We start from the raw sequence: 18,331 nt of genomic DNA, 5'->3' as shown, positions 1-18,331 counted from the left end.
CACTCAACCCTCCTTAACGGGTGTTGGCGCGGATTGGCCGCTTTCTTTCAAGGCCTTGGTGACTTCCGGCGGCATGTATTTCTCATCGTGCTTGGCCAGCACTTCATCGGCCACCACCACGCCGTCGGCGTTGAGTTTGCCCAGGGCGACGATGCCCTGGCCTTCGCGGAACAGGTCCGGGAGGATGCCGCGGTAGGTGATGGTCACGGCCTTGTTGAAGTCGGTGACCACGAAGGTCACGTCGAGGGAATCGCCGGAGCGTTTCAGCGAGCCCTTCTCCACCATGCCGCCGGCGCGGATGCGCGTATCGACAGGCGCTTCGCCATTGGCGATCTGGGTCGGGGTGTAGAACAGGTTGATGTTCTGTTGCAGGGCGCTCAGGGCCAGGGCCACGGCAATGCCGACGCCGGCCAGGATGGCAAGGATGATCAACAGACGCTTTCTACGCAGCGGATTCACTTTTCGGTCTCCCGGCGCAGACGACGCGCCTCTTGTTGCAGATAACGCTTGCGGGCCAGGATCGGCGCGGCGACGTTGAGGGCCAGCACCGCCAGGCAAATGCCATAGGCCGTCCAGACATACAGGCCGTGGTGGCCCATGGCGAGAAAATCACTGAAAGAAGCAAAGCTCATCCACGCGCTCCCAGGCAGGTTTGCACTTCGGCCTTGACCCAACTGGCGCGGGCTTCACGCTTGAGCACTTCAAGGCGCATGCGCATCAGCAGCACGGCGCCGAAGAAGCAGTAGAACCCCAGCACCATCAGCAGCAACGGCGCCCACATTTCCACGGGCATTGCCGGTTTTTCGGTGAGGGTGAAGGTGGCGCCCTGGTGCAGGGTGTTCCACCACTCCACCGAGTATTTGATGATCGGGATGTTGATCACACCGACAATCGCCAGTACCGCACAGGCCTTGGCGGCGCTGTCACGATTACTGATCGCGTTGCCCAGGGCAATCAGACCGAAGTACAGAAACAGCAGGATCAACATGGACGTTAGTCGCGCATCCCAGACCCACCATGATCCCCAGGTGGGTTTGCCCCAGATCGCACCGGTGACCAGCGCCACGGCGGTCATCCACGCGCCGATGGGCGCAGCACATTGCAGGGCCACGTCGGCCAGTTTCATCTTCCACACCAGGCCAACGGTGCCGCACACCGCCAGCATCACGTAGCAGGACTGGGCCAGCATCGCGGCGGGCACGTGGATATAGATGATGCGAAAGCTGTTGCCTTGCTGGTAGTCCGGCGGCGCGAAAGCCAGGCCCCAGACCAGGCCGATGCCGATCAGCAACACGGCGAAGAGGCTCAACCACGGCAGCAGTTTGCCACTGATGCCATAGAACCATTTGGGCGAGCCAAGCTTGTGAAACCAGGTCCAGTTCATTGCTGTTTCTCACGGTTGCTTCGCGTCATGGCGAGAAGCGTAGGGTCTTTACTGACTCAGCGTGTCACGCTGGGTCAGACCTCATTATTCACCGACGCTGATCTTCAGGCCGGCGGCTATGGCAAAGGGTGTCAGGGTTACCGCCAGGGCGGTCAGGCTACCAAGCCACAGGAGGTAACCGGTCGCCGGCATGCCCATGAGCGCGGCCTGCAAAGCGCCGCTGCCAAGGATCAGTACCGGGATGTACAACGGCAGAATCAACAGGGCCAATAACAGGCCACCGCGCTTCAAACCGACGGTCAACGCTGCGCCCACGGCCCCCAACAGGCTGAGCACTGGCGTGCCGAGTAACAAGGACAGAAGCAAAACCGGCAGGCATTCAACGGGCAAGCCCAGCATCATCGCCAACAGCGGCGAGAGCAAGACTAGCGCGAGGCCGGAAAAAGCCCAGTGTGCCAGCACCTTGGCCAGTACCAGAAGTGGCAAAGGGTGCGACGAAAGGACCCACTGCTCCAGGGAACCGTCTTCGAAATCACTGCGAAACAGCCCGTCCAGCGAGAGCAGAACGGATAAAAGCGCCGCCACCCACACCAGTCCCGGAGACAAGGTTTGCAACAGTTTAGTCTCGGGGCCGACCGCCAGCGGGAACAGCGCAATCACAATGGCAAAGAACACCAGCGGGTTGGCCAATTCAGCCGGGCGACGGCACAACAGCCGCGCTTCACGGGCGACCAGCAGGGCGAAGACACTCATGCCGACCACCGGCCCAGGTCGAGGTCGCGGTAACCGGCGGGCATGCGAGCCAGAGTGTGATGGGTGGTGAGCAACACGGTGCCGCCCTGCTCGCAGTGCCGCGCCAGGTGCTCTTCCAGTTGGGCGACACCTTGTTTATCCAGGGCAGTAAAGGGCTCGTCGAGAATCCACAACGGCGGGCCCGGCAGGTACAGGCGCGCCAGGGCCACGCGGCGCTGTTGGCCGGCGGACAGGGTATGACAAGGAATGTCTTCAAAGCCCTTGAGACCGACAGCGGCCAGGGCCTGCCAGATGGCGTCACGGGGAGCAGGATGATGCAGGGCGCTGAGCCAGCTGAGGTTTTCTTCGGCGGTGAGCACGTCCTTGATGCCGGCGGCGTGGCCGATCCAGATCAGGTTTCGCGCCAGTTCAGTGCGTTGTTCGCTGAGGGGTTTACCGTTGAGCCGCACTTCGCCCGCCGTCGGCTGCATCAGCCCGGCCAGCAGGCGCAGCAGACTGGTCTTGCCACTGCCGTTGGGGCCGCTGACCTGCACCATATCGCCACCCGCCACACGCAGGTCGAGGTGCTCGAACAGCAGGCGCAAGTCGCGTTCACAGGCAAGCGCTACGGCTTCAAGAAGAGGGCTGGTCAAGAGATCGCGGGCCTTTACGGTTCAAGTCGGCGGTGCAGCGGCCGTTAAAGAGAGATGCACAATAACGGCTTTGGCGACCGATTTTAGAGAGCTGGATCAAATAGTTGTGAGGTTTTTAGCGCTCTCTTTGCAGACGGGCGGCATTATACATGTGATGCCCTACGCTAAAGAGGGCAATTTCCCCAGAGACGATGCGCACGATGACCGGCGAGATCAACCTTCCTACGCTCCCTCCCACCCCGACAGCCGGGCAAAGCCCCGCGCCTGCGACGGGTGAATTGCTGAAACTGCTGGAGCCGCAGATCGGGCTGATCGACCCGGGAAAAACCGCGAACGCCGAAGTCATCGCGCTCAAGCAAGGCGGTGAAGCCTTTCAGCTTCTGCTCAAGCTGACCCTTGAAGGCGGCCGCCAGACCCTGGTGCAAGCCAGCAGCGCCCAGCCGTTGCCATTGGGCAGCAATGTGGCGGTGAGCCAGACGCCGGCGGGCAACCTGACCTTGAGCTTGCAACAGGCCTTGAATGCCAATGTGGCGGCCCTGACCCGCATCGACACTGATCAGATGCCCGTGGGCACGCTGTTGCAGGCCAAGGTGCTGACCACCCAGATGTTGCCCCAGGGCACCGCACAACCGGCGATCTACCGCTCGCTGGTGACGGTGCTCAACAACGCCCTGGCCGGTGCGACGCTGACGGTGGAAAGCCCTCAGCCCCTGCGCGTGGGCAGCCTGCTCAGCGCCGTGGTGCAGAACGCGCAGACCCTGAGCTTCGTACCGTTGAGCGGGCTCAAGGATCAATTGGCCGTCACTCAACAACTCTCGACCCAGCAAAGTCGGCAAGGCTCGCTGGATGCGGTGTTCACTGCACTGCAGAACCTGCCGCGCGGCGACAGCACCTCCGCCGACCTGCGCGCCGCCGCCGACCGCTTGCTCGCCGCCCTGCCGGACCTGGCCCAGGTAAGTAATCCCAAAGTGCTGGCCCAGGTGGTCCAGAACAGCGGCGCATTTCTTGAAGCCAAGCTGCTCGCCGGGCAAAACCCGCAAGTGCCGCCCCTGGATATGAAGGGCGCGCTGCTGCGCCTGGTCGCGGATCTGCTGCCTGCCCTGCCCACCAGCACCAACTTGAATGCGATCCTCGCCGCCAACACCCTGGCCCAGGTGATGCCGAATTTCGTGCGCAGCCCGCTGAATACGCTCGGCCAAGTCAGCGCGCGACAGGCACCGGTTGGCTTCCCACTGCCGGAGCGGCTGATGGCCAAACTGGAAGGCGAAGGCGACCTGGAGAACCTGCTGCGCCTGGCTGCCGGGGCCATCTCCCGCTTGCAGAGCCATCAGTTGTCGAGCCTGGAACAAACCGGCACCACCGCCGATGGCCGCCTGCAAACCACCTGGCAGTTGGAAATCCCCATGCGCAGCCTGCAAGACATCGTGCCCTTGCAGGTCAAGTTCCAGCGCGAGGAACCGGCGCAGGACAAGGACCAGCCCGAACGCAAGGACAGGAAAGACCCCAGGCAAATGCTCTGGCGCGTCGAGTTGGCGTTCGATATGGAGCCGCTGGGGCCATTGCAGGTCCAGGCGCAACTGACCCAGGGCAAACTGTCCAGCCAACTGTGGGCAACCCGCCCGTTCACCGCCAGCCTGATCGAAAGCCATTTGGGCAGCCTGCGCGAGCGGCTGGTGACCTCTGGCATCAACGTCGGCGACCTGGATTGCCACCTCGGCACGCCGCCACGTGGGCCGAAAACCGGACTTGAGCAACGCTGGGTGGATGAAACCGCATGAACAACGCAAACCCGCCACGCCAGGCGATTGCCCTCAAGTACGACGGCCAGCAGGCGCCCACGCTCACTGCCAAGGGCGACGATGCCCTGGCCGAAGCCATCCTGAAATTGGCGCGGGAAAATGAAGTGCCGATCTATGAAAACGCCGAGCTGGTGAAGCTGCTGGCACGCATGGAGCTGGGCGACAGCATTCCGGAAGAGCTGTACCGCACGATTGCCGAGATCATTGCGTTTGCCTGGACGCTGAAGGGCAAGTTCCCGGTGGGGTATGACCCGTACGCCGCGCCGGTAGAGCGCGACGTGACCGAACGCGGGGATGACTACTGAATCAGCCCGGCACCACGCTGGCCAATACGCGGGCCGCTACCGAGGTGGTAACCGGCTTGCGCTGAGCGTGCTGTTTCAACGCCTGCTCGAACGTCTGCCCCTCATACCGCCGCAATGCCGCACCAAACGCACTCGCCTGCGCAGGCGGAAGTGGCGCGGTGAAGGCCTCGATGAACGGCGCGTCAATCACGGTGTTGCGAACACTCTCTACCTCTGCCTGTACGGAACGGCTATCCCGGGCAGTGACCTTATCGAACAGGGCTTGATCCTTGATCACAAAATCCTTGGCACCGGGTGCGCGTTGAGCAACGAGCACATTCTGCTGACCGTTCCAGGCCGACAGTGAATATTCCTTAAGCCTGTCCTGACTGTTCTTGACCGACTCGATACTCGGGCCACGATGCTCCAGACCGGCACTGAAAAACTGGCTCAGGACATTGAAGTCCATCACCGCCTCATCGGTGCCGCGCTTGAGAATCCGACAGCACAAGGTCGCGAGGTCCACCTGGATATCGTGGAAATGCAACTTGGGTTCCTGGCTCAAGCGTGCGATATCGGCGATTTTCTGGTTGAAATCGTTTGGCCACAGGTACAACGCATCGCGCGTCAGTGGCTGCCCCAGGCGCTTTTCCATGGGGCTCATGAACTGCTGAACCAACGCCGCGCCCTGGTCATGCACCTGCAACATGCTCGTGCCGGGCATACGGTTTTGGATCATGTTCTTGACAACATCGGTGTTGAGCGCGAACTGGCCGGTGAGAAAGGTAGTTTTACCCGCTGATGGCGCACCCCGAACTATCGAGACATCCTGCGACAAGGCAGGTGCCGGGTCTTGAAGAATGGACTGGAATTGCGTCAGGTATTTTTCTGCCACCTGTGCAGTCAGGTTCTTCAGAATGTTGGCATTGAGGCTGTCCACCTCGGGCAGCCAGACATTTTTCTTGCCCAGGGCCTGCGCCAGTGTCGGCAAGGTTTTGTCAGCCGCAGCCGGGTCAGCCCACCGCAGCCGCTCATTGTCCTGCAATCGTTGCAACTGCCCAGGATCACGCGTCAGCGCCTGCCAGGAGGTAATGCTCGGATCGGCGATCATGCAGGCAAGCCGCTCCCGATAAGTATTCTCGGAAAGCGGCGTGCCGATCAGTTGATTCAAAACCCCACGTGCAGTGCTTGAATTGATCGACGCTGCAGTGGGCAAGCCGGGTTCGGCGAGAGCGGGTGCCGCCACGCCAGGAGCGGAAGTAGCAGGTTGGATAGTCATCGTCAGGCCTCCAGTAACCAAGACTCAGAAAATTAACCTGCCCGTTCTGGATGGCTCATAGGACTTATCTTGACTGTGCCCCCGCCACCGGTGAATTGTGTGTCAGCCAAATACCTCACTCAACGGAATGAAGTTGACCCGATCGCCGATAGCCAGCGTCGTGCCTTCCAACACCTCCACAAACCCTTCCGCCCACGCCGCACTGCGCAGCACACCGGAGCTCTGGTTGCGGTAGATGATCGCTTTGCCTTGCTCGACGCGACCGCGCAGGTATTCGCGGCGGTTGCCTGGCTTGGGCCACTCGAACCCTACCGGCACTTCAAAGCGCAGCGGCTCGACGTCTTGCACCCCTTGGCGGCGCAGCAGATAAGGGCGTGCCAGCAGTGCGAACGTGACCAGCGTCGACGCCGGGTTGCCGGGCAGGCCGATCACCGGCACGCCACGGAAGTGGCCAAAGGTCAGCGGCTTGCCCGGTTTGATCGCGAGTTTCCACAACGCCAGCTCACCCTCTTCACGCAGGGCGATCCCAAGGAAGTCCGCCTCGCCCACCGACACACCGCCCGTGGACAGGATCAAGTCGACACGGCCCAAACCGCCCAGGCGCGCGCGGGTTTGCTCCAGGTCGTCAGGCAGGATGCCAGCGTCAATCACTTCGCACCCCATGCGCGTAAGCCATGAGCACAGCACGCGTCGGTTACTGTTGTAGATCTGCCCCGGCCCGAGCGGTAAGCCGGGCTCGATCAATTCATCGCCGGTCGACAACACCGCCACGCGCGGGCGACGTATCACCGCCAAGCGATCATGGCCGAGGGACGCCGCCAGTCCCAGTTCAATCGGGCCCAGACGCGTGCCGGCCGACAATACCAACTCGCCTACGCTAGTTTCCTGGCCCTGGGGACGGATGTTCTGGTCGAGGTGCAGGGGCTCGGTGAAGCTCACGCGCTCATCGCCGTGGACCACGGCGTTCTCCTGCATTTCCACGCAGTCTGCCCCTTCCGGTACCGGGGCGCCGGTGAAGATGCGGGCGCAGGTGCCGGCGGCCAGGGGTTGTGGCGCCTGGCCTGCAAAAATGCGTTGGCTGACCACCAGCGGTTCGCCGGTCCAATCCGCCAGGCGCACGGCATAACCGTCCATGGCACTGTTTGGCCACGGCGGCAGGTCGAGGGTTGAGATCAAGTCTTGCGCCAGTACACGGCCGTCGCACTCCGCCAGCAGCAGGGCATCCTGCTCACGGATCGGCGCGGCGTCGGCCATGGCCAGCAGTTGGGCCAAAGCGTCCTCTACCGGCAGCAGCGCGCCGGTCTTGCCGGGCTTACCCACGGGATTCACAGGGTTCGGCCTGTTTCAGGTGCGGGACGAAGTTGCATGGGCGGTGACGGTTGTCCAGTTGCTCGGCGAGGATGCCGTCCCAGCCGGTACGCACCGCATTGGTAGAGCCCGGCAGGCAGCACACCAGGGTGCCATTGGCCAGACCGGCCAGGGCACGGGACTGCACAGTGGACGTGCCGATGTCGGCCACGGAAATCTGGCGGAACAGTTCGCCGAAACCGTCGACCTGCTTGTCCAGCAGGCAGCTCACCGCCTCGGGGGTGCTGTCACGGCCGGTGAAGCCGGTGCCGCCGGTGATCAGCACGACTTGCACCACGTCTTCGGCGATCCAGTGGGCGACCTGGGCGCGAATTTTGTAGAGGTCATCCTTGAGCAGCACGCGCTCGGCCAGGTTATGGCCGGCGGCTGTCAGTCGGTCAACGAAGACCTGGCCGGAGGTATCGGTTTCGAGGTTGCGGGTGTCGCTGACGGTCAATACAGCAATGTTCAGGGGTACGAAGGGCGCATCTGCCTTGGCTTTCATGGCACGGTCCGGTTGTCGAAGGAACAGCCCGGTGTTATATCACAGGCCCCTGTTTACCTGCCGTAGCGGAACCCCTATGTCGTTAGATTCTTCGCCCCTGCCCTGCTCGATTCTGCTGTTGTCAGGTGGACGCGGCCAGCGCATGGGCGGCCAGGACAAGGGCCTGCTGGCGTGGCGCGGCCAGCCCTTGATCGCCCATCTGCAAGGCCTGGTGCGGCCACTGACGGATGACCTGATCATCTCGTGCAACCGCAACCAGGACCGCTACGCGCCCTATGCCGATACGCTGGTGAGTGACGACAGCCCGGACTTCCCGGGCCCCCTCGCCGGTATCCGCGCCGGGCTCGCTGTAGCGCGCCATGAGCACCTGCTGATATTGCCGTGCGATGTGCCGAATATCGACACACGACTACTGGCCGACCTGCGCGAGACCGCGCGGCAAAACCCATTGGTGCCCGTGATGGTGCGTCACGGCGCATTCTGGGAACCCTTGATCTGCATCATCCCCACCCACCTCAAAACCGAGGTAGAACGGGCCTGGAACACGGGTGAGCGCAGCCCGCGCAAGATCTTCCTGCAGTTGGGCGGCGTGGGCCTGGCGTGCCCGGCAGATGACCCGCGCTTGGCAAACCTTAATACGCCCGAGCTGTTAAAGCCGAGCGCTGACGTGTCAGAATGAAATTTCGCACAAGGAACTTTGGCGACGTCTTACACGTCTCAAGGTCAGCAATCAAAAAGTATTCTCTCGGAGACAAACCCATGACTCAACGGACCATCGCCGCTCTCATGCTTGCACTGGGCCTCGCCACCCTCGCCGGTTGCGCTTCGCCAACAGTGATCACACTGAATGACGGTCGCGAAATCCAGGCCGTCGACACCCCGAAATACAACGAAGATTCGGGTTTCTACGAATTCGAACAACTTGACGGCAAGCGCACCCGCATCAATAAAGATCAGGTTCGCACCGTAAAAGACCTGTAAATCTTAGCGTTTGCCAACAAGGCCCGCCTCGCGCGGGCCTTGTCGTTTCTGGCGGTTACCAGTCGAGGGTGATCTGGCTGCGGAAACTGCGTTCTTCACCCGTAACCGGGTCGATGAACCGCACCCCCTGGGCGAGCAGTTTGAGGGGGTTGGCGTAGTCGTCTACCGCGTCCTTGATCACGTCGGGGTAGAACGGGTCGTTGCAAATACTCGCGCCGAGGGCGCTCATGTGCACACGCAACTGGTGTTTCTTGCCGGTCACCGGGAACAGGCCGTAGCGCCACAGATCGCCGTTTTTCTCGCGCACCTCCACCGCCGTTTCGGTGTTGGCGGTGCCAGGGCCTTCCTGCATGCGAAAGAACGGCTCGCCATCGACCAGTCGGCTTTTATGCACCCTGGGAAAGCTCAGGTCAGGCAACGCTGGTGCAATGGCTTCGTAGAACTTATCGATCTGGCGTGTGGGAAACAGCTGCTGATAGGCCGAGCGGCTGGCGGGGTTGGCCGAGAACAGTACCAGCCCCGCCGTGTGCCGGTCGATACGGTGCAAGGGCACCAGTGAGGGATTATCCAGGCAGCGAATCAGGCGGCGCAGCAGGGTTTGCTCGACGTACTCGCCGGCCGGGGTCACGGGCAGGAAGTGCGGTTTATCCGCCACCACCAGATGCTCGTCGGCATACAGGATGGTTTCCTGCGCCGGGATCACCTTTTCGTTCGGTACTTCACGGAAGTAGTAAATGCACAGACCTTCCTTGTAGGCCAGGTCCAGCTGGATGGGGCTGCCGTTGATATCCAACACCCGCCCACGGCCGATGCGGTCCAACCAGTGTTCACGGCTGATCGCCGGGAAGTGCCCGCACAGGCAATCGAGCACGGTCGCCCAAGGGCCAGGCGGCAGGTACAGGGTGCTGGCTTGATGTTGGGACGCGGAAAAACCGGAAGTGGACATGCCGATGCTCGAAGCCTTGAAAAACCGGCGGGCATTATCCCGCATGAAGCGGGACTCAGCCTAGGGCGGATCTCAGGCTTTGGCCAATTGCGCCCGCAGGACAGGCGACGCACTGGCCGCGTCGGTGAACTCCTTCAGCCAGCGCAGCACATCCACCGCGTCCCAGCGGCCCGGATCGTACAAGGCGTAAAGCAGCCCCTGATAACCCACCACGTCCAGTTGCTTGTGGTAACCGGCGCGCTGGAACAACGCTTCGATCTCCGCGAAGCAGGTATTGAAATGCACTTTGTTAAAGGGCGTCTTGCCTTCCGTGACCAGGCCATCGAGGCGCAGCTCGTTCACCGCGTCGCGCACGACGTCGGCGGACATGCGATTGACGCTGCTTTTCAGTTGTTCAACATTCACCACGGGCGTTCCCTCTATTCAATCGCTGTACAAACATACAGTAACGTAATAATTGGAAACCCGCCATCGCAGAAGCGTCAGCGCAAGAAGGCGACAACCTGCTCAGTGTCGAAAGGCCAATCCAGTTCGGCACCGGTGTCCACCCTTCTGAGCACCGGAATCCGCAGGCCGTAGGCTTCGGTGAGGTCAGCGGGATCGGTGATATCCACCAGTTCCACCAGCAACCCGTGTTCGACGAGCGGCATGATTTCGGCTTCGGCAATCTCACAAAGATGGCAACCCAGGGTGCCGAACAGCTGGCATTCAGGAAGCATGACGAAAGGACCTGATCAGAAAACAGATCAACATTCTAGGCCTGCTCAGTACCGGTGGCGAGCCGATAAACCCTGATCCAGATCAGCATGGCCTATAACTGATTCAGCGATTCTCGCGGCTTTTTGCCCGCCCCCCCTGCAACGGAGATGCTTGTGTTCGCCAACCTGCTGATCATTCTGGCCTCATCCCTGGTGGTGATTGCGCTGTTTCGCCGGCTGCAACTGCCGCCCGTGCTGGGCTACCTGTGCGTGGGCCTGGCGGTGGGGCCTACGGCGCTGGACTGGGTGAACGACAGCGAAGAGCTGCCCGATCTCGCCGAGCTTGGCGTGGTGTTCCTGCTGTTTTCCCTGGGCCTGGAGTTCTCCCTGACCAAGATGCTCGCCCTGCGCCGCGTGGTGTTTGGCCTGGGCAGTTTGCAGGTGCTGGGGTGCAGTGCGCTGCTGGGGGGCGTGTTGATGGGCTTTGGTGTGGCGCCCGGCATCGCCTTGCTGCTGGGGGCGGGGCTGGCGTTGTCCTCCACGGCGATCGTCAGTAAAGAGCTGGGCAGCCTTGGGGAAATCTTCAGCAGCCATGGGCAGAATGCGATTGGCGTACTGCTGTTCCAGGACGTGGTCGCCGTTTTGCTGCTGACCCTGGTGCCGGTGTTTGCCGGCAGCAGCGACCACGCCTGGTACTGGGCGCTGCCGTTGACCCTGGGCAAAACCGTGGTGCTGTTTGTTGGCCTGCTGCTGGCCAGTCGCTGGTTGTTGCCGCGCCTGTTCCGTGAGGTCGCCGCGTCCCATTCGGCAGAACTGTTTGTGCTGCTGGCGCTGGTGATCGTGTTGCTGACCGCCTGGCTCACCCACTTGCTTGGCCTGTCCCCGGCCCTCGGTGCGTTCCTGGCCGGTATGCTGCTGGGAGAGAGCCATTACCGTCACCAGATCGAAGCGGATATCCGCCCGTTTCGCGACATCCTGCTGGGGCTGTTTTTCGTCAGCATCGGCATGTTGATTGACCTGCAGTTGTTCATCAGCCACAGCCTGCTGATCCTTGGCCTGACGCTTACACTGATGCTGGTTAAAGGTTGCGTGGTGGCGGTGCTGGTCAAGCTGCGCGGCAGCGACAGCGAAACAGCCTGGCGCAGCGGCCTGGCCCTCGCCCAAGGCGGTGAGTTCTGTTTTGCACTGATGGCGCAAATGCAGCAAAGCCGTCTGATCCCGGATCAATTCAATGGCCTGCTGCTCGCCGCCACGTTTTGCTCAATGCTGCTGACGCCACTGCTGTTGCGTGCCGCACCGGCAATTGCCCTGCGCCTGCACCGCAAGCCCAACCAGCAAGTGCAACTGGAAGAAATCACCGCGCTCAATGCCGAGCTGCGCGACCACGCGGTGATCTGTGGCTACGGCCGCGTCGGGCAGTCCATCGGGCGTTTTCTGCGCCACGAACAACAAACGTTTATCGCCCTGGATGACGACCCGGAACGGGTACAGGAAACCGCCACCGAAGACAGCAGCGTGCATTACGGCGACTGCCGTCGCGGCGCCTTGCTCAGTGCAGTGGGGCTGGAACGCGCGCGGTTGGTGGTGATTGCCGTGGACAACAGCGATGTCGCCCTGGTGGTACTGAAGGAGGCGCGCCGCATCAACCCCGTCGTGCCGATCCTGGTGCGTACCCGCGATGACAGCCAGTGGGCCGAGTTGAAAGCTGCGGGCGCCAGCGAAGTGGTGCCCGAGCTATTGGAGTCGAGCCTGATGCTTGCCTCCCACGCCTTGATCCTGCTGGGCCTGCCGGACCAACAGGTGCAGGCGCGGGTCGATGAAGTGCGGCATAACCGCTATCGACTGCTCCACGGCTTTTACACGCCGCCGAACAGCGACGACGCGCCGATCAATCCTGACTGACCGCGCCGATCTTGTGGATCGACAGATCCGCGCCGTAGTACTCCTGCTCCTGGCTCAGGCGCAGGCCGCCGACGCGCTTGATCCCGCCGTACACCAACAGGCCGCCGCCAAATGCAACCGCCACGCCGAGGCCGGTGCCGATCAACTGGCTGATCAGGCTCACGCCGCCCAGGCCGCCCAACGCCGTCTGGCCAAAGATGCCGCAGGCAATCCCGCCCCACACACCGCACAGGCCATGCAGCGGCCACACACCCAGCACGTCGTCAATCTTCCAGCGATCCTGGGCGGCGATGAAGCACCACACAAACAGCCCACCGGCGACTACCCCAGTGACCAGCGCGCCCACCGGGTGCATCAAGTCGGACCCGGCGCAGATCGCCACCAGCCCGGCGAGCGGGCCGTTATGCAGGAAGCCTGGGTCGTTACGCCCGATCACCAACGCAGCCACTGTGCCACCGACCATCGCCATCAACGAGTTGACCGCCACCAGGCCGCTGACGCCGTTGAGGGTTTGCGCGCTCATCACGTTAAAGCCGAACCAGCCGACGATGAGAATCCACGACCCGAGCGCCAGGAACGGAATGCTCGACGGTGCAAATGCAACCAGGCGCCCTTCCCTGTAGCGCCCGTTACGCGGGCCGAGCAGCAACACCGCCGCCAACGCCAGCCAGCCGCCCATGGCGTGTACCACCACGGAACCGGCAAAGTCATGGAAGCTGGCACCAAAGGTCGCAAGCAACCAGGCTTGCAGGCCGAAATTGCCGTTCCAGACCATGCCTTCGAAAAACGGGTAGATAAACGCCACGATCAATGCGGTGGCGCACAACTGCGGAGCGAACTTTGCACGCTCGGCAATGCCGCCGGAGATGATGGCAGGGATTGCCGCCGCGAATGTCAGCAGGAAGAAGAACTTCACCAGGCCATAACCGTGGTCGGCGCTGATCACCGCCGCCGGTTGCATGAAGCTCACGCCGTAGGAGATCCAATAGCCTATAAAGAAATAGGCCAGGGTGGAGATGGCGAAGTCGCTGAGGATCTTCGACAGTGCATTGACCTGGTTTTTCTGGCGTACCGTGCCGACTTCCAGGAACGCGAAGCCGGCGTGCATGGCCAGCACCATGACCGCGCCGATCAGGATAAACAGGGTATTTGAGCTGTGGACCAGGGTGTCCACCGCACTTTGCAAATTTTCCATGGAGGTTGGCAGGCCTGCATTAAAGGCAAAAAGCACCAAAGCGGTTCAAGCCACGATTGCGCGCACTAAATTGGCACCGCCGGCTCCGCCCCTCTTGAGAGGGCGTGAACCGCTTTAGCGCAGCGATCAACACAACAGGCCGTTGCCGACAGGGTTTTTCCGCGAGTTTCAGTTATTTAGGGTAAGGTTTTTGATGGCTTGAGGCCTTACCGCCCAGATTCAGCGCAGGCACTCGTGCATGCGCACCATGGCAAAGCAAAAGCTGTACCACACAATTGCACTGAACCTTCACCGATGCGGGTGACTCGAAACCACACGTACCGATCAGCCAATCACGGAGATAACCATGGCCAGAAAAACAGCACAGACAGCCCAGGAAATACTGATGGCGGATTTTCAAACCCTGGTCAGTGACACCGAAAAACTGCTGGATGACACGGCGATCCTGGCCGGCGACCAGGCCGACGAGCTGCGCAGCAAGATTCATGAAAGCCTGCTCAAGGCCCGCGAAACCCTGCAACTGACCGAAGATTCCTTGCGCGAGCGCGGTCAGGCGGCGGTCACTGCTACGGAAGATTACGTACAAGCCAACCCTTGGCAGTCGGTGGGTATCGCGGCCGGCGTGGGCTTTTTGATCGGCCTGCTGGCTACAAGGCGCTAATCATGTCTATCGGCGAAAGCGGCTCGGCTACGGGCGCAAGTTCTACCTCACGACGCCTGGGCGCGGCCGTTCTAGGCTTGCTGCACAGCCACGTCGAACTGTTCGGCATCGAATTGCAGGAGCAGAAAGCACGCACCGTCAGCCTGCTGCTGTTTGCCGGCTTGGCCTTGGTGTTTGCCCTGTTATTGCTGGTGGGGTTGTCGACACTGGTGATGATCCTCGTCTGGGACACCGGCTACCGTCTGACCGGCATCATCTGCCTCTGCGTGTTCTACAGCCTGGCCGCCGCGTTCTGCGGGGTGCGCTTGAAAGCTGCGGTGTTCGATGAATCCACGCCGTTCCACGCCACGCTTGAAGAGCTGGCCAATGATCGGGAGCGCCTGCTGCCATGAGCCTGACTGAGATCCCGCACAACACTTCCCGTCGGGAAATGCGCAAGGCGCTGATCCGCCTGCGCATGGAAATGCACCGCCAGGAAATCCGTCACGAGTCCCAACAATTGATGGCACCGCTGCACAAAGTGCGCGACATGCGCCACAACTGGCAGGACAGCCTGGGTATCAAGCACGCGCCGCTGTGGGGCGTGGCGGCGGTGACGCTGATGGGTTTCTTTACCGGCAAGGGGGCCAAGGGCGGCAGTATCAGCAGCATCACCCGACTGGTGCGGCTGGGCGCCGGTTTGATCCCTCTGATCAAATTGGCGATGGCGGGGACTTCACGCAAAGGATAAGCCCTGCTGGCTGCATTCTTGCAAACAGAATCGGCCCGGCCTTCGTCATTGAAGGCCGGGCCTCTTTTTTTCGCTATCTCCCATAAGGAGGCCCTGTGATTGACGGGCAACCGCTCGCCTGCTTCCAGCCGTTTATCGACACTGCCACCGGACGCATTGCCGGCGTAGAGGCACTGGGACGCCTGCGCCAGGCCGACGGCAGCTTGCAGTCGGTGGGCCCGTTGTTCGCCGACCCACGTACGCCAGGCACGACCTTGCGCCGCCTCGACCGGCAGCTGCGCGACAATGCCTTGAGCCGCCTGCATGAAGCGCCCCAAGACTGGTTTCTGAGCCTCAACATCTCCCCGCGCTGGATCAACCGATTGCGTCCGGGCCAGGCCCTGCCGAGTCTGAAACAAATCCACGCCCACGGGGTTGACCCGCAGCGCATCGTGTTCGAGATCACTGAACTGGGCGGTGATATCCAGCGCCTGGCCGATGTGGTCGCGCGGTATCGCCAGGCCGGTGCGCGCATCGCGATTGATGACTTCGGCGCGGGCTACTCCCAGCTTGACCGGGTACTGGCGTTGCAGCCGGATATCCTCAAGCTGGACATGCGCCTGTTCCAGGAAGCCGCCAAGGGCGGGCCAAGCAGTGATGTGGTGCGGGCACTGGCTCAGATGGCGGAAAAAACCGGCTGCTGGATCATTGCCGAAGGCGTGGAAACCGAGGCACAACTGAGCTTTGCCCTGGAATGCGGCTCGCGCTATGTACAAGGCTATCTGTTTGCCCAGGCGCAGTTGGACTGGTTTGCCGCCGACGCTTTCGTACCGCGCTTTGCCCAACTGCGCACGACATACGTCCAGCAGAAACTGGCGGAGCGTGGGCGCATCATGCACCTGCGCCAGCAATTGACCGAGTTGATGAAAATCCTGCAAAGCTGGGCCCTGGGCCAGGCGCCGCTTGACCAGTTGCCGCAATTGCCGGATTTCCCCTGGCTGCTGCGTTTTTATCAGTGCGACCGGCATGGCACGCAGCTCACGCCCAACCTGGAATGGCGCCATGACGCCTGGCAAGCCGACAACCGTTACCTGGGCCACAACTGGTCGTGGCGCCCGTATTTCTACCACCTGCTGGCCGAAGGGTGGGACGAGCGGCGCCTGACGTTGTCCTCGACTTATCGCGACGCCACCACCAACCAGTATTGCCTCACCGCCGGACAATTCTTCGATAACGGTCAGCGCTTGCTGTTAATCGATATCGACGCGGCCGGGTTGTAGATTTTCGCTTGCCCCGCCAGGGCGGAACCGGGAAGCTGGGCGGGTCATTCACCGCACGGAGAGTACCCGCCTTGGATTGGCCTACCCTGCTTACCCGCGAACGGCTTGGAAAGCCCCTGCACAGCCCGGAAGAACTCGGCCGCAGCCCCTTTCACAAAGACCATGACCGCATTATTTTCTCCGGCGCGTTTCGCCGCCTGGGCCGCAAGACCCAAGTGCACCCGGTGTCCAGCAACGATCATATCCACACCCGCCTGACCCACTCCCTGGAAGTCAGTTGCGTGGGCCGCTCCCTCGGCATGCGCGTCGGAGAAACCCTGCGCAGCGCCCTGCCCGACTGGTGCGACCCGAGTGATCTGGGCATGGTGGTGCAATCGGCCTGTCTGGCCCACGACATCGGCAATCCGCCATTCGGGCATTCCGGGGAAGACGCTATCCGCCACTGGTTCCAACAGGCAGCCGGGCGCGGCTGGCTGGATGACATGAGTAGCGCCGAGCGCAATGACTTCCTCAATTTCGAAGGCAATGCCCAAGGTTTCCGGGTACTGACCCAGCTTGAATACCACCAGTTCGACGGCGGTACGCGGCTGACGTATGCCACCCTGGGCACTTACCTGAAATACCCCTGGACCGCTCGCCACGCCGACGCTCTGGGCTACAAGAAACACAAGTTCGGTTGCTACCAGAGCGAGCTGCCGATTCTCGAACAGATCGCCCACAAGCTCGGCCTGCCACAACTCGAAGAACAACGCTGGGCCCGTCACCCACTGGTCTATCTGATGGAAGCCGCGGATGACATCTGCTACGCCCTGATCGACCTGGAAGACGGCCTGGAAATGGAGCTGCTGGAATACGCCGAAGTCGAGTCGCTGCTGCTCGATTTGGTGGGCGACGACCTGCCGCAGACCTATCGGCAACTCGGCCCCCAGGACTCGCGCCGACGCAAGCTGGCGATCCTGCGCGGCAAGGCCATCGAGCATTTGACCAACGCGGCGGCCAGAGCCTTCGTCGAACAGCAGGATGCGTTGCTGGCCGGCACCCTGCCCGGCGACCTGGTGGAGCATATGCACGGCCCGGCCAAACGCTGCGTGCTGGATGCCAAAGACATGGCGCGCAAGAAGATCTTCCAGGACAAACGCAAGACTTTGCATGAAATTGGCGCCTACACCACGCTGGAAATACTGCTGAACGCCTTTTGTGGCGCGGCATTGGAGCAGCATGGCGGGCGTACGCCGTCCTTCAAGAACCGGCGCATTCTCGATCTGCTGGGCAACAATGCGCCGAATCCTGCTTGGCCACTGCACGCCTCGTTCCTGCGCATGATCGACTTTATCGCCGGCATGACCGACAGCTATGCCACTGAGATGGCGCGGGAAATGACCGGGCGTTCAAGCCCTCAGTAACGTCATGCATCAAGTTGCCTGTTCCCTGAAGAGAATCGCCCTACGACGGGAACAGAGCGGCCTGATCGAATTCGCACAAACACCCGAGGAATAATCGCGCACGCTCCGGGCGAATCTGGCGAACCGTTCTTGCGTGCCTCCCATCGACGCTTGACTCACCGTGTGCCTTCTATGCCCAAGTACCCCCTTCGGATCCTGTTGGTAGAGGATCACCCCTTTCAATTGCTCGCCACCCAATGCCTGCTCAAAAGCTTCGGCTTTGAGCATCTGACCCCGGCGGAAAACGCCGAACAGGCGATTCGCTTCATGACGCAGGCCGAGGCGCCCTTCGACATTATCCTGTGCGATCAGTGCCTGCCCGATCTGCCTGGGCTTGAACTGATTGAGATCGCCAGCCGCCGTGGCTTTATCAAGGCCGCCATCCTGCTCAGCGGGCTGCCCGTGACAGAACTTTCAACGCTGCAGGCCCTGGCGCTCAAACGGGGCCTGCCGTTGCTCGGCTACTTGCCGAAGCCATTAAACAAAGATGAACTTGCAGGTTTGACCCTGCCATTACTCACACTATAAATGTAG

General features: G+C 61.7%; 23 protein-coding genes. 11 read left to right on the top strand and 12 right to left on the bottom strand.

Features of this window, described 5'->3' with window-relative positions; genetic code table 11:
• Nucleotides 1-3: 3 nt before the first annotated feature.
• The 5 genes from ccmE to ccmA all read right to left on the bottom strand — a co-directional run bounded on the left by ccmE (nt 4) and on the right by ccmA (nt 2,769).
• The gene (ccmE, locus tag NDJ82_RS10790) at nt 4-459 is read right to left on the bottom strand and encodes a cytochrome c maturation protein CcmE (RefSeq protein WP_112194281.1); all 456 of its coding nucleotides are present in this window, start codon (nt 457-459) and stop codon (nt 4-6) included.
• On the bottom strand, nt 456-632 hold the full coding sequence (ccmD, locus tag NDJ82_RS10785; protein WP_003172771.1) for a heme exporter protein CcmD: 177 nt from the start codon (nt 630-632) through the stop codon (nt 456-458). The genes ccmE and ccmD overlap by 4 nt, the downstream gene beginning before the upstream one ends.
• Nucleotides 629-1,384: a heme ABC transporter permease gene (locus tag NDJ82_RS10780; protein ID WP_250925432.1), complete on the bottom strand. Its 756-nt coding sequence runs from the start codon at nt 1,382-1,384 to the stop codon at nt 629-631. The genes ccmD and NDJ82_RS10780 overlap by 4 nt, the downstream gene beginning before the upstream one ends.
• A gap of 84 nt (nt 1,385-1,468) precedes the next feature.
• On the bottom strand, nt 1,469-2,137 hold the full coding sequence (gene ccmB / locus NDJ82_RS10775) for a heme exporter protein CcmB (RefSeq protein ID WP_003189951.1): 669 nt from the start codon (nt 2,135-2,137) through the stop codon (nt 1,469-1,471).
• On the bottom strand, nt 2,134-2,769 hold the full coding sequence (gene ccmA / locus NDJ82_RS10770; RefSeq protein WP_250925431.1) for a cytochrome c biogenesis heme-transporting ATPase CcmA: 636 nt from the start codon (nt 2,767-2,769) through the stop codon (nt 2,134-2,136). Before ccmA ends, ccmB begins: the two co-directional genes overlap by 4 nt.
• Nucleotides 2,770-2,969: 200 nt before the next feature.
• Here ccmA and fliK point away from each other — a divergent pair, with 200 nt between their 5' ends.
• Both fliK and NDJ82_RS10760 read left to right on the top strand, forming a co-directional pair.
• Complete coding sequence (fliK, locus tag NDJ82_RS10765) at nt 2,970-4,547, top strand: flagellar hook-length control protein FliK (protein WP_250925430.1); 1,578 nt, start codon at nt 2,970-2,972, stop codon at nt 4,545-4,547.
• Entirely contained in the window at nt 4,544-4,873 is a 330-nt protein-coding gene (locus NDJ82_RS10760; RefSeq protein ID WP_099586778.1) for an EscU/YscU/HrcU family type III secretion system export apparatus switch protein, read from the top strand. Before fliK ends, NDJ82_RS10760 begins: the two co-directional genes overlap by 4 nt.
• A gap of 1 nt (nt 4,874) precedes the next feature.
• Here the strand turns inward: NDJ82_RS10760 and NDJ82_RS10755 are convergent, their stop codons facing one another.
• From NDJ82_RS10755 to moaB, 3 genes are all read right to left on the bottom strand, one after another.
• Nucleotides 4,875-6,131 carry a hypothetical protein gene (locus tag NDJ82_RS10755; RefSeq protein ID WP_191959958.1) on the bottom strand — a complete coding sequence of 419 codons (1,257 nt, stop codon included), beginning with the start codon at nt 6,129-6,131 and terminating at the stop codon, nt 4,875-4,877.
• A gap of 102 nt (nt 6,132-6,233) precedes the next feature.
• A complete protein-coding gene (locus NDJ82_RS10750; protein ID WP_191959959.1) occupies nt 6,234-7,460 on the bottom strand; it encodes a molybdopterin-binding protein in 1,227 nt (408 codons plus the stop codon).
• Entirely contained in the window at nt 7,444-7,983 is a 540-nt protein-coding gene (gene moaB / locus NDJ82_RS10745) for a molybdenum cofactor biosynthesis protein B (protein WP_099586781.1), read from the bottom strand. The genes NDJ82_RS10750 and moaB overlap by 17 nt, the downstream gene beginning before the upstream one ends.
• Nucleotides 7,984-8,059: 76 nt before the next feature.
• Here moaB and mobA point away from each other — a divergent pair, with 76 nt between their 5' ends.
• Nucleotides 8,060-8,662, top strand: coding sequence for a molybdenum cofactor guanylyltransferase MobA (mobA, locus tag NDJ82_RS10740; protein WP_099586782.1), 603 nt, complete (start codon nt 8,060-8,062; stop codon nt 8,660-8,662).
• 80 nt (nt 8,663-8,742) lie between these two features.
• A complete protein-coding gene (locus NDJ82_RS10735; protein WP_010211805.1) occupies nt 8,743-8,964 on the top strand; it encodes a YgdI/YgdR family lipoprotein in 222 nt (73 codons plus the stop codon).
• 55 nt (nt 8,965-9,019) lie between these two features.
• Here NDJ82_RS10735 and NDJ82_RS10730 read toward each other — a convergent pair whose 3' ends face one another.
• The 3 genes from NDJ82_RS10730 to NDJ82_RS10720 all read right to left on the bottom strand — a co-directional run bounded on the left by NDJ82_RS10730 (nt 9,020) and on the right by NDJ82_RS10720 (nt 10,629).
• A complete protein-coding gene (locus tag NDJ82_RS10730) occupies nt 9,020-9,910 on the bottom strand; it encodes a pseudouridine synthase (protein ID WP_099586836.1) in 891 nt (296 codons plus the stop codon).
• Nucleotides 9,911-9,982: 72 nt separating this feature from the next.
• Nucleotides 9,983-10,318, bottom strand: a complete 336-nt coding sequence (locus tag NDJ82_RS10725; RefSeq protein ID WP_099586783.1) for a transcriptional regulator — start codon at nt 10,316-10,318, stop codon at nt 9,983-9,985.
• A 74-nt stretch (nt 10,319-10,392) separates the two neighbouring features.
• The gene (locus NDJ82_RS10720; RefSeq protein ID WP_099586784.1) at nt 10,393-10,629 is read right to left on the bottom strand and encodes a glutaredoxin family protein; all 237 of its coding nucleotides are present in this window, start codon (nt 10,627-10,629) and stop codon (nt 10,393-10,395) included.
• A 147-nt stretch (nt 10,630-10,776) separates the two neighbouring features.
• On the opposite strand from NDJ82_RS10720, the gene NDJ82_RS10715 reads away from it, so the two are divergent.
• Complete coding sequence (locus NDJ82_RS10715) at nt 10,777-12,510, top strand: cation:proton antiporter (protein WP_250925429.1); 1,734 nt, start codon at nt 10,777-10,779, stop codon at nt 12,508-12,510.
• Here NDJ82_RS10715 and NDJ82_RS10710 read toward each other — a convergent pair.
• Nucleotides 12,497-13,705, bottom strand: coding sequence for an ammonium transporter (locus NDJ82_RS10710; RefSeq protein ID WP_112194271.1), 1,209 nt, complete (start codon nt 13,703-13,705; stop codon nt 12,497-12,499). The genes NDJ82_RS10715 and NDJ82_RS10710 overlap by 14 nt on opposite strands.
• A gap of 346 nt (nt 13,706-14,051) precedes the next feature.
• Here NDJ82_RS10710 and NDJ82_RS10705 point away from each other — a divergent pair, with 346 nt between their 5' ends.
• The 6 genes from NDJ82_RS10705 (at nt 14,052) to NDJ82_RS10680 (ending at nt 18,325) form a co-directional block, all read left to right on the top strand.
• Nucleotides 14,052-14,366, top strand: coding sequence for an ElaB/YgaM/YqjD family protein (locus NDJ82_RS10705; RefSeq protein WP_032889079.1), 315 nt, complete (start codon nt 14,052-14,054; stop codon nt 14,364-14,366).
• Nucleotides 14,367-14,368: 2 nt separating this feature from the next.
• Nucleotides 14,369-14,758 (top strand): phage holin family protein, encoded by a 390-nt coding sequence (locus NDJ82_RS10700; RefSeq protein WP_099586785.1) that lies wholly within the window; start codon nt 14,369-14,371, stop codon nt 14,756-14,758.
• Entirely contained in the window at nt 14,755-15,096 is a 342-nt protein-coding gene (locus NDJ82_RS10695) for a hypothetical protein (protein ID WP_099586786.1), read from the top strand. Before NDJ82_RS10700 ends, NDJ82_RS10695 begins: the two co-directional genes overlap by 4 nt.
• Before the next feature lie 95 nt (nt 15,097-15,191).
• Nucleotides 15,192-16,355, top strand: a complete 1,164-nt coding sequence (locus tag NDJ82_RS10690; RefSeq protein ID WP_099586787.1) for an EAL domain-containing protein — start codon at nt 15,192-15,194, stop codon at nt 16,353-16,355.
• A gap of 71 nt (nt 16,356-16,426) precedes the next feature.
• A complete protein-coding gene (locus NDJ82_RS10685) occupies nt 16,427-17,758 on the top strand; it encodes a deoxyguanosinetriphosphate triphosphohydrolase (protein WP_191959961.1) in 1,332 nt (443 codons plus the stop codon).
• A 171-nt stretch (nt 17,759-17,929) separates the two neighbouring features.
• Entirely contained in the window at nt 17,930-18,325 is a 396-nt protein-coding gene (locus NDJ82_RS10680) for a response regulator (protein ID WP_099586789.1), read from the top strand.
• Nucleotides 18,326-18,331 lie beyond the last annotated feature (6 nt).

Origin of the sequence: Pseudomonas sp. SR18, from assembly GCF_023701505.1 — a bacterium.
Taxonomy (GTDB): domain Bacteria; phylum Pseudomonadota; class Gammaproteobacteria; order Pseudomonadales; family Pseudomonadaceae; genus Aquipseudomonas; species Aquipseudomonas cyclaminis.
This window is presented reverse-complemented; position numbering and strand designations above follow the sequence as displayed.

Excerpts from the sequence above, each read along its gene's own strand:
- ccmD (WP_003172771.1), bottom strand. The coding sequence starts at position 632 with ATGAGCTTTGCTTCTTTCAGTGATTTTCTCGCCATGGGCCACCACGGC.
- NDJ82_RS10780 (WP_250925432.1), bottom strand. The coding sequence starts at position 1,384 with ATGAACTGGACCTGGTTTCACAAGCTTGGCTCGCCCAAATGGTTCTAT.
- ccmB (WP_003189951.1), bottom strand. The coding sequence starts at position 2,137 with ATGAGTGTCTTCGCCCTGCTGGTCGCCCGTGAAGCGCGGCTGTTGTGC.
- fliK (WP_250925430.1), top strand. The coding sequence starts at position 2,970 with ATGACCGGCGAGATCAACCTTCCTACGCTCCCTCCCACCCCGACAGCC.
- NDJ82_RS10760 (WP_099586778.1), top strand. The coding sequence starts at position 4,544 with ATGAACAACGCAAACCCGCCACGCCAGGCGATTGCCCTCAAGTACGAC.
- NDJ82_RS10755 (WP_191959958.1), bottom strand. The coding sequence starts at position 6,131 with ATGACTATCCAACCTGCTACTTCCGCTCCTGGCGTGGCGGCACCCGCT.
- moaB (WP_099586781.1), bottom strand. The coding sequence starts at position 7,983 with ATGAAAGCCAAGGCAGATGCGCCCTTCGTACCCCTGAACATTGCTGTA.
- mobA (WP_099586782.1), top strand. The coding sequence starts at position 8,060 with ATGTCGTTAGATTCTTCGCCCCTGCCCTGCTCGATTCTGCTGTTGTCA.
- NDJ82_RS10735 (WP_010211805.1), top strand. The coding sequence starts at position 8,743 with ATGACTCAACGGACCATCGCCGCTCTCATGCTTGCACTGGGCCTCGCC.
- NDJ82_RS10730 (WP_099586836.1), bottom strand. The coding sequence starts at position 9,910 with ATGTCCACTTCCGGTTTTTCCGCGTCCCAACATCAAGCCAGCACCCTG.
- NDJ82_RS10720 (WP_099586784.1), bottom strand. The coding sequence starts at position 10,629 with ATGCTTCCTGAATGCCAGCTGTTCGGCACCCTGGGTTGCCATCTTTGT.
- NDJ82_RS10715 (WP_250925429.1), top strand. The coding sequence starts at position 10,777 with ATGCTTGTGTTCGCCAACCTGCTGATCATTCTGGCCTCATCCCTGGTG.
- NDJ82_RS10710 (WP_112194271.1), bottom strand. The coding sequence starts at position 13,705 with ATGGAAAATTTGCAAAGTGCGGTGGACACCCTGGTCCACAGCTCAAAT.
- NDJ82_RS10705 (WP_032889079.1), top strand. The coding sequence starts at position 14,052 with ATGGCCAGAAAAACAGCACAGACAGCCCAGGAAATACTGATGGCGGAT.
- NDJ82_RS10700 (WP_099586785.1), top strand. The coding sequence starts at position 14,369 with ATGTCTATCGGCGAAAGCGGCTCGGCTACGGGCGCAAGTTCTACCTCA.
- NDJ82_RS10695 (WP_099586786.1), top strand. The coding sequence starts at position 14,755 with ATGAGCCTGACTGAGATCCCGCACAACACTTCCCGTCGGGAAATGCGC.
- NDJ82_RS10680 (WP_099586789.1), top strand. The coding sequence starts at position 17,930 with ATGCCCAAGTACCCCCTTCGGATCCTGTTGGTAGAGGATCACCCCTTT.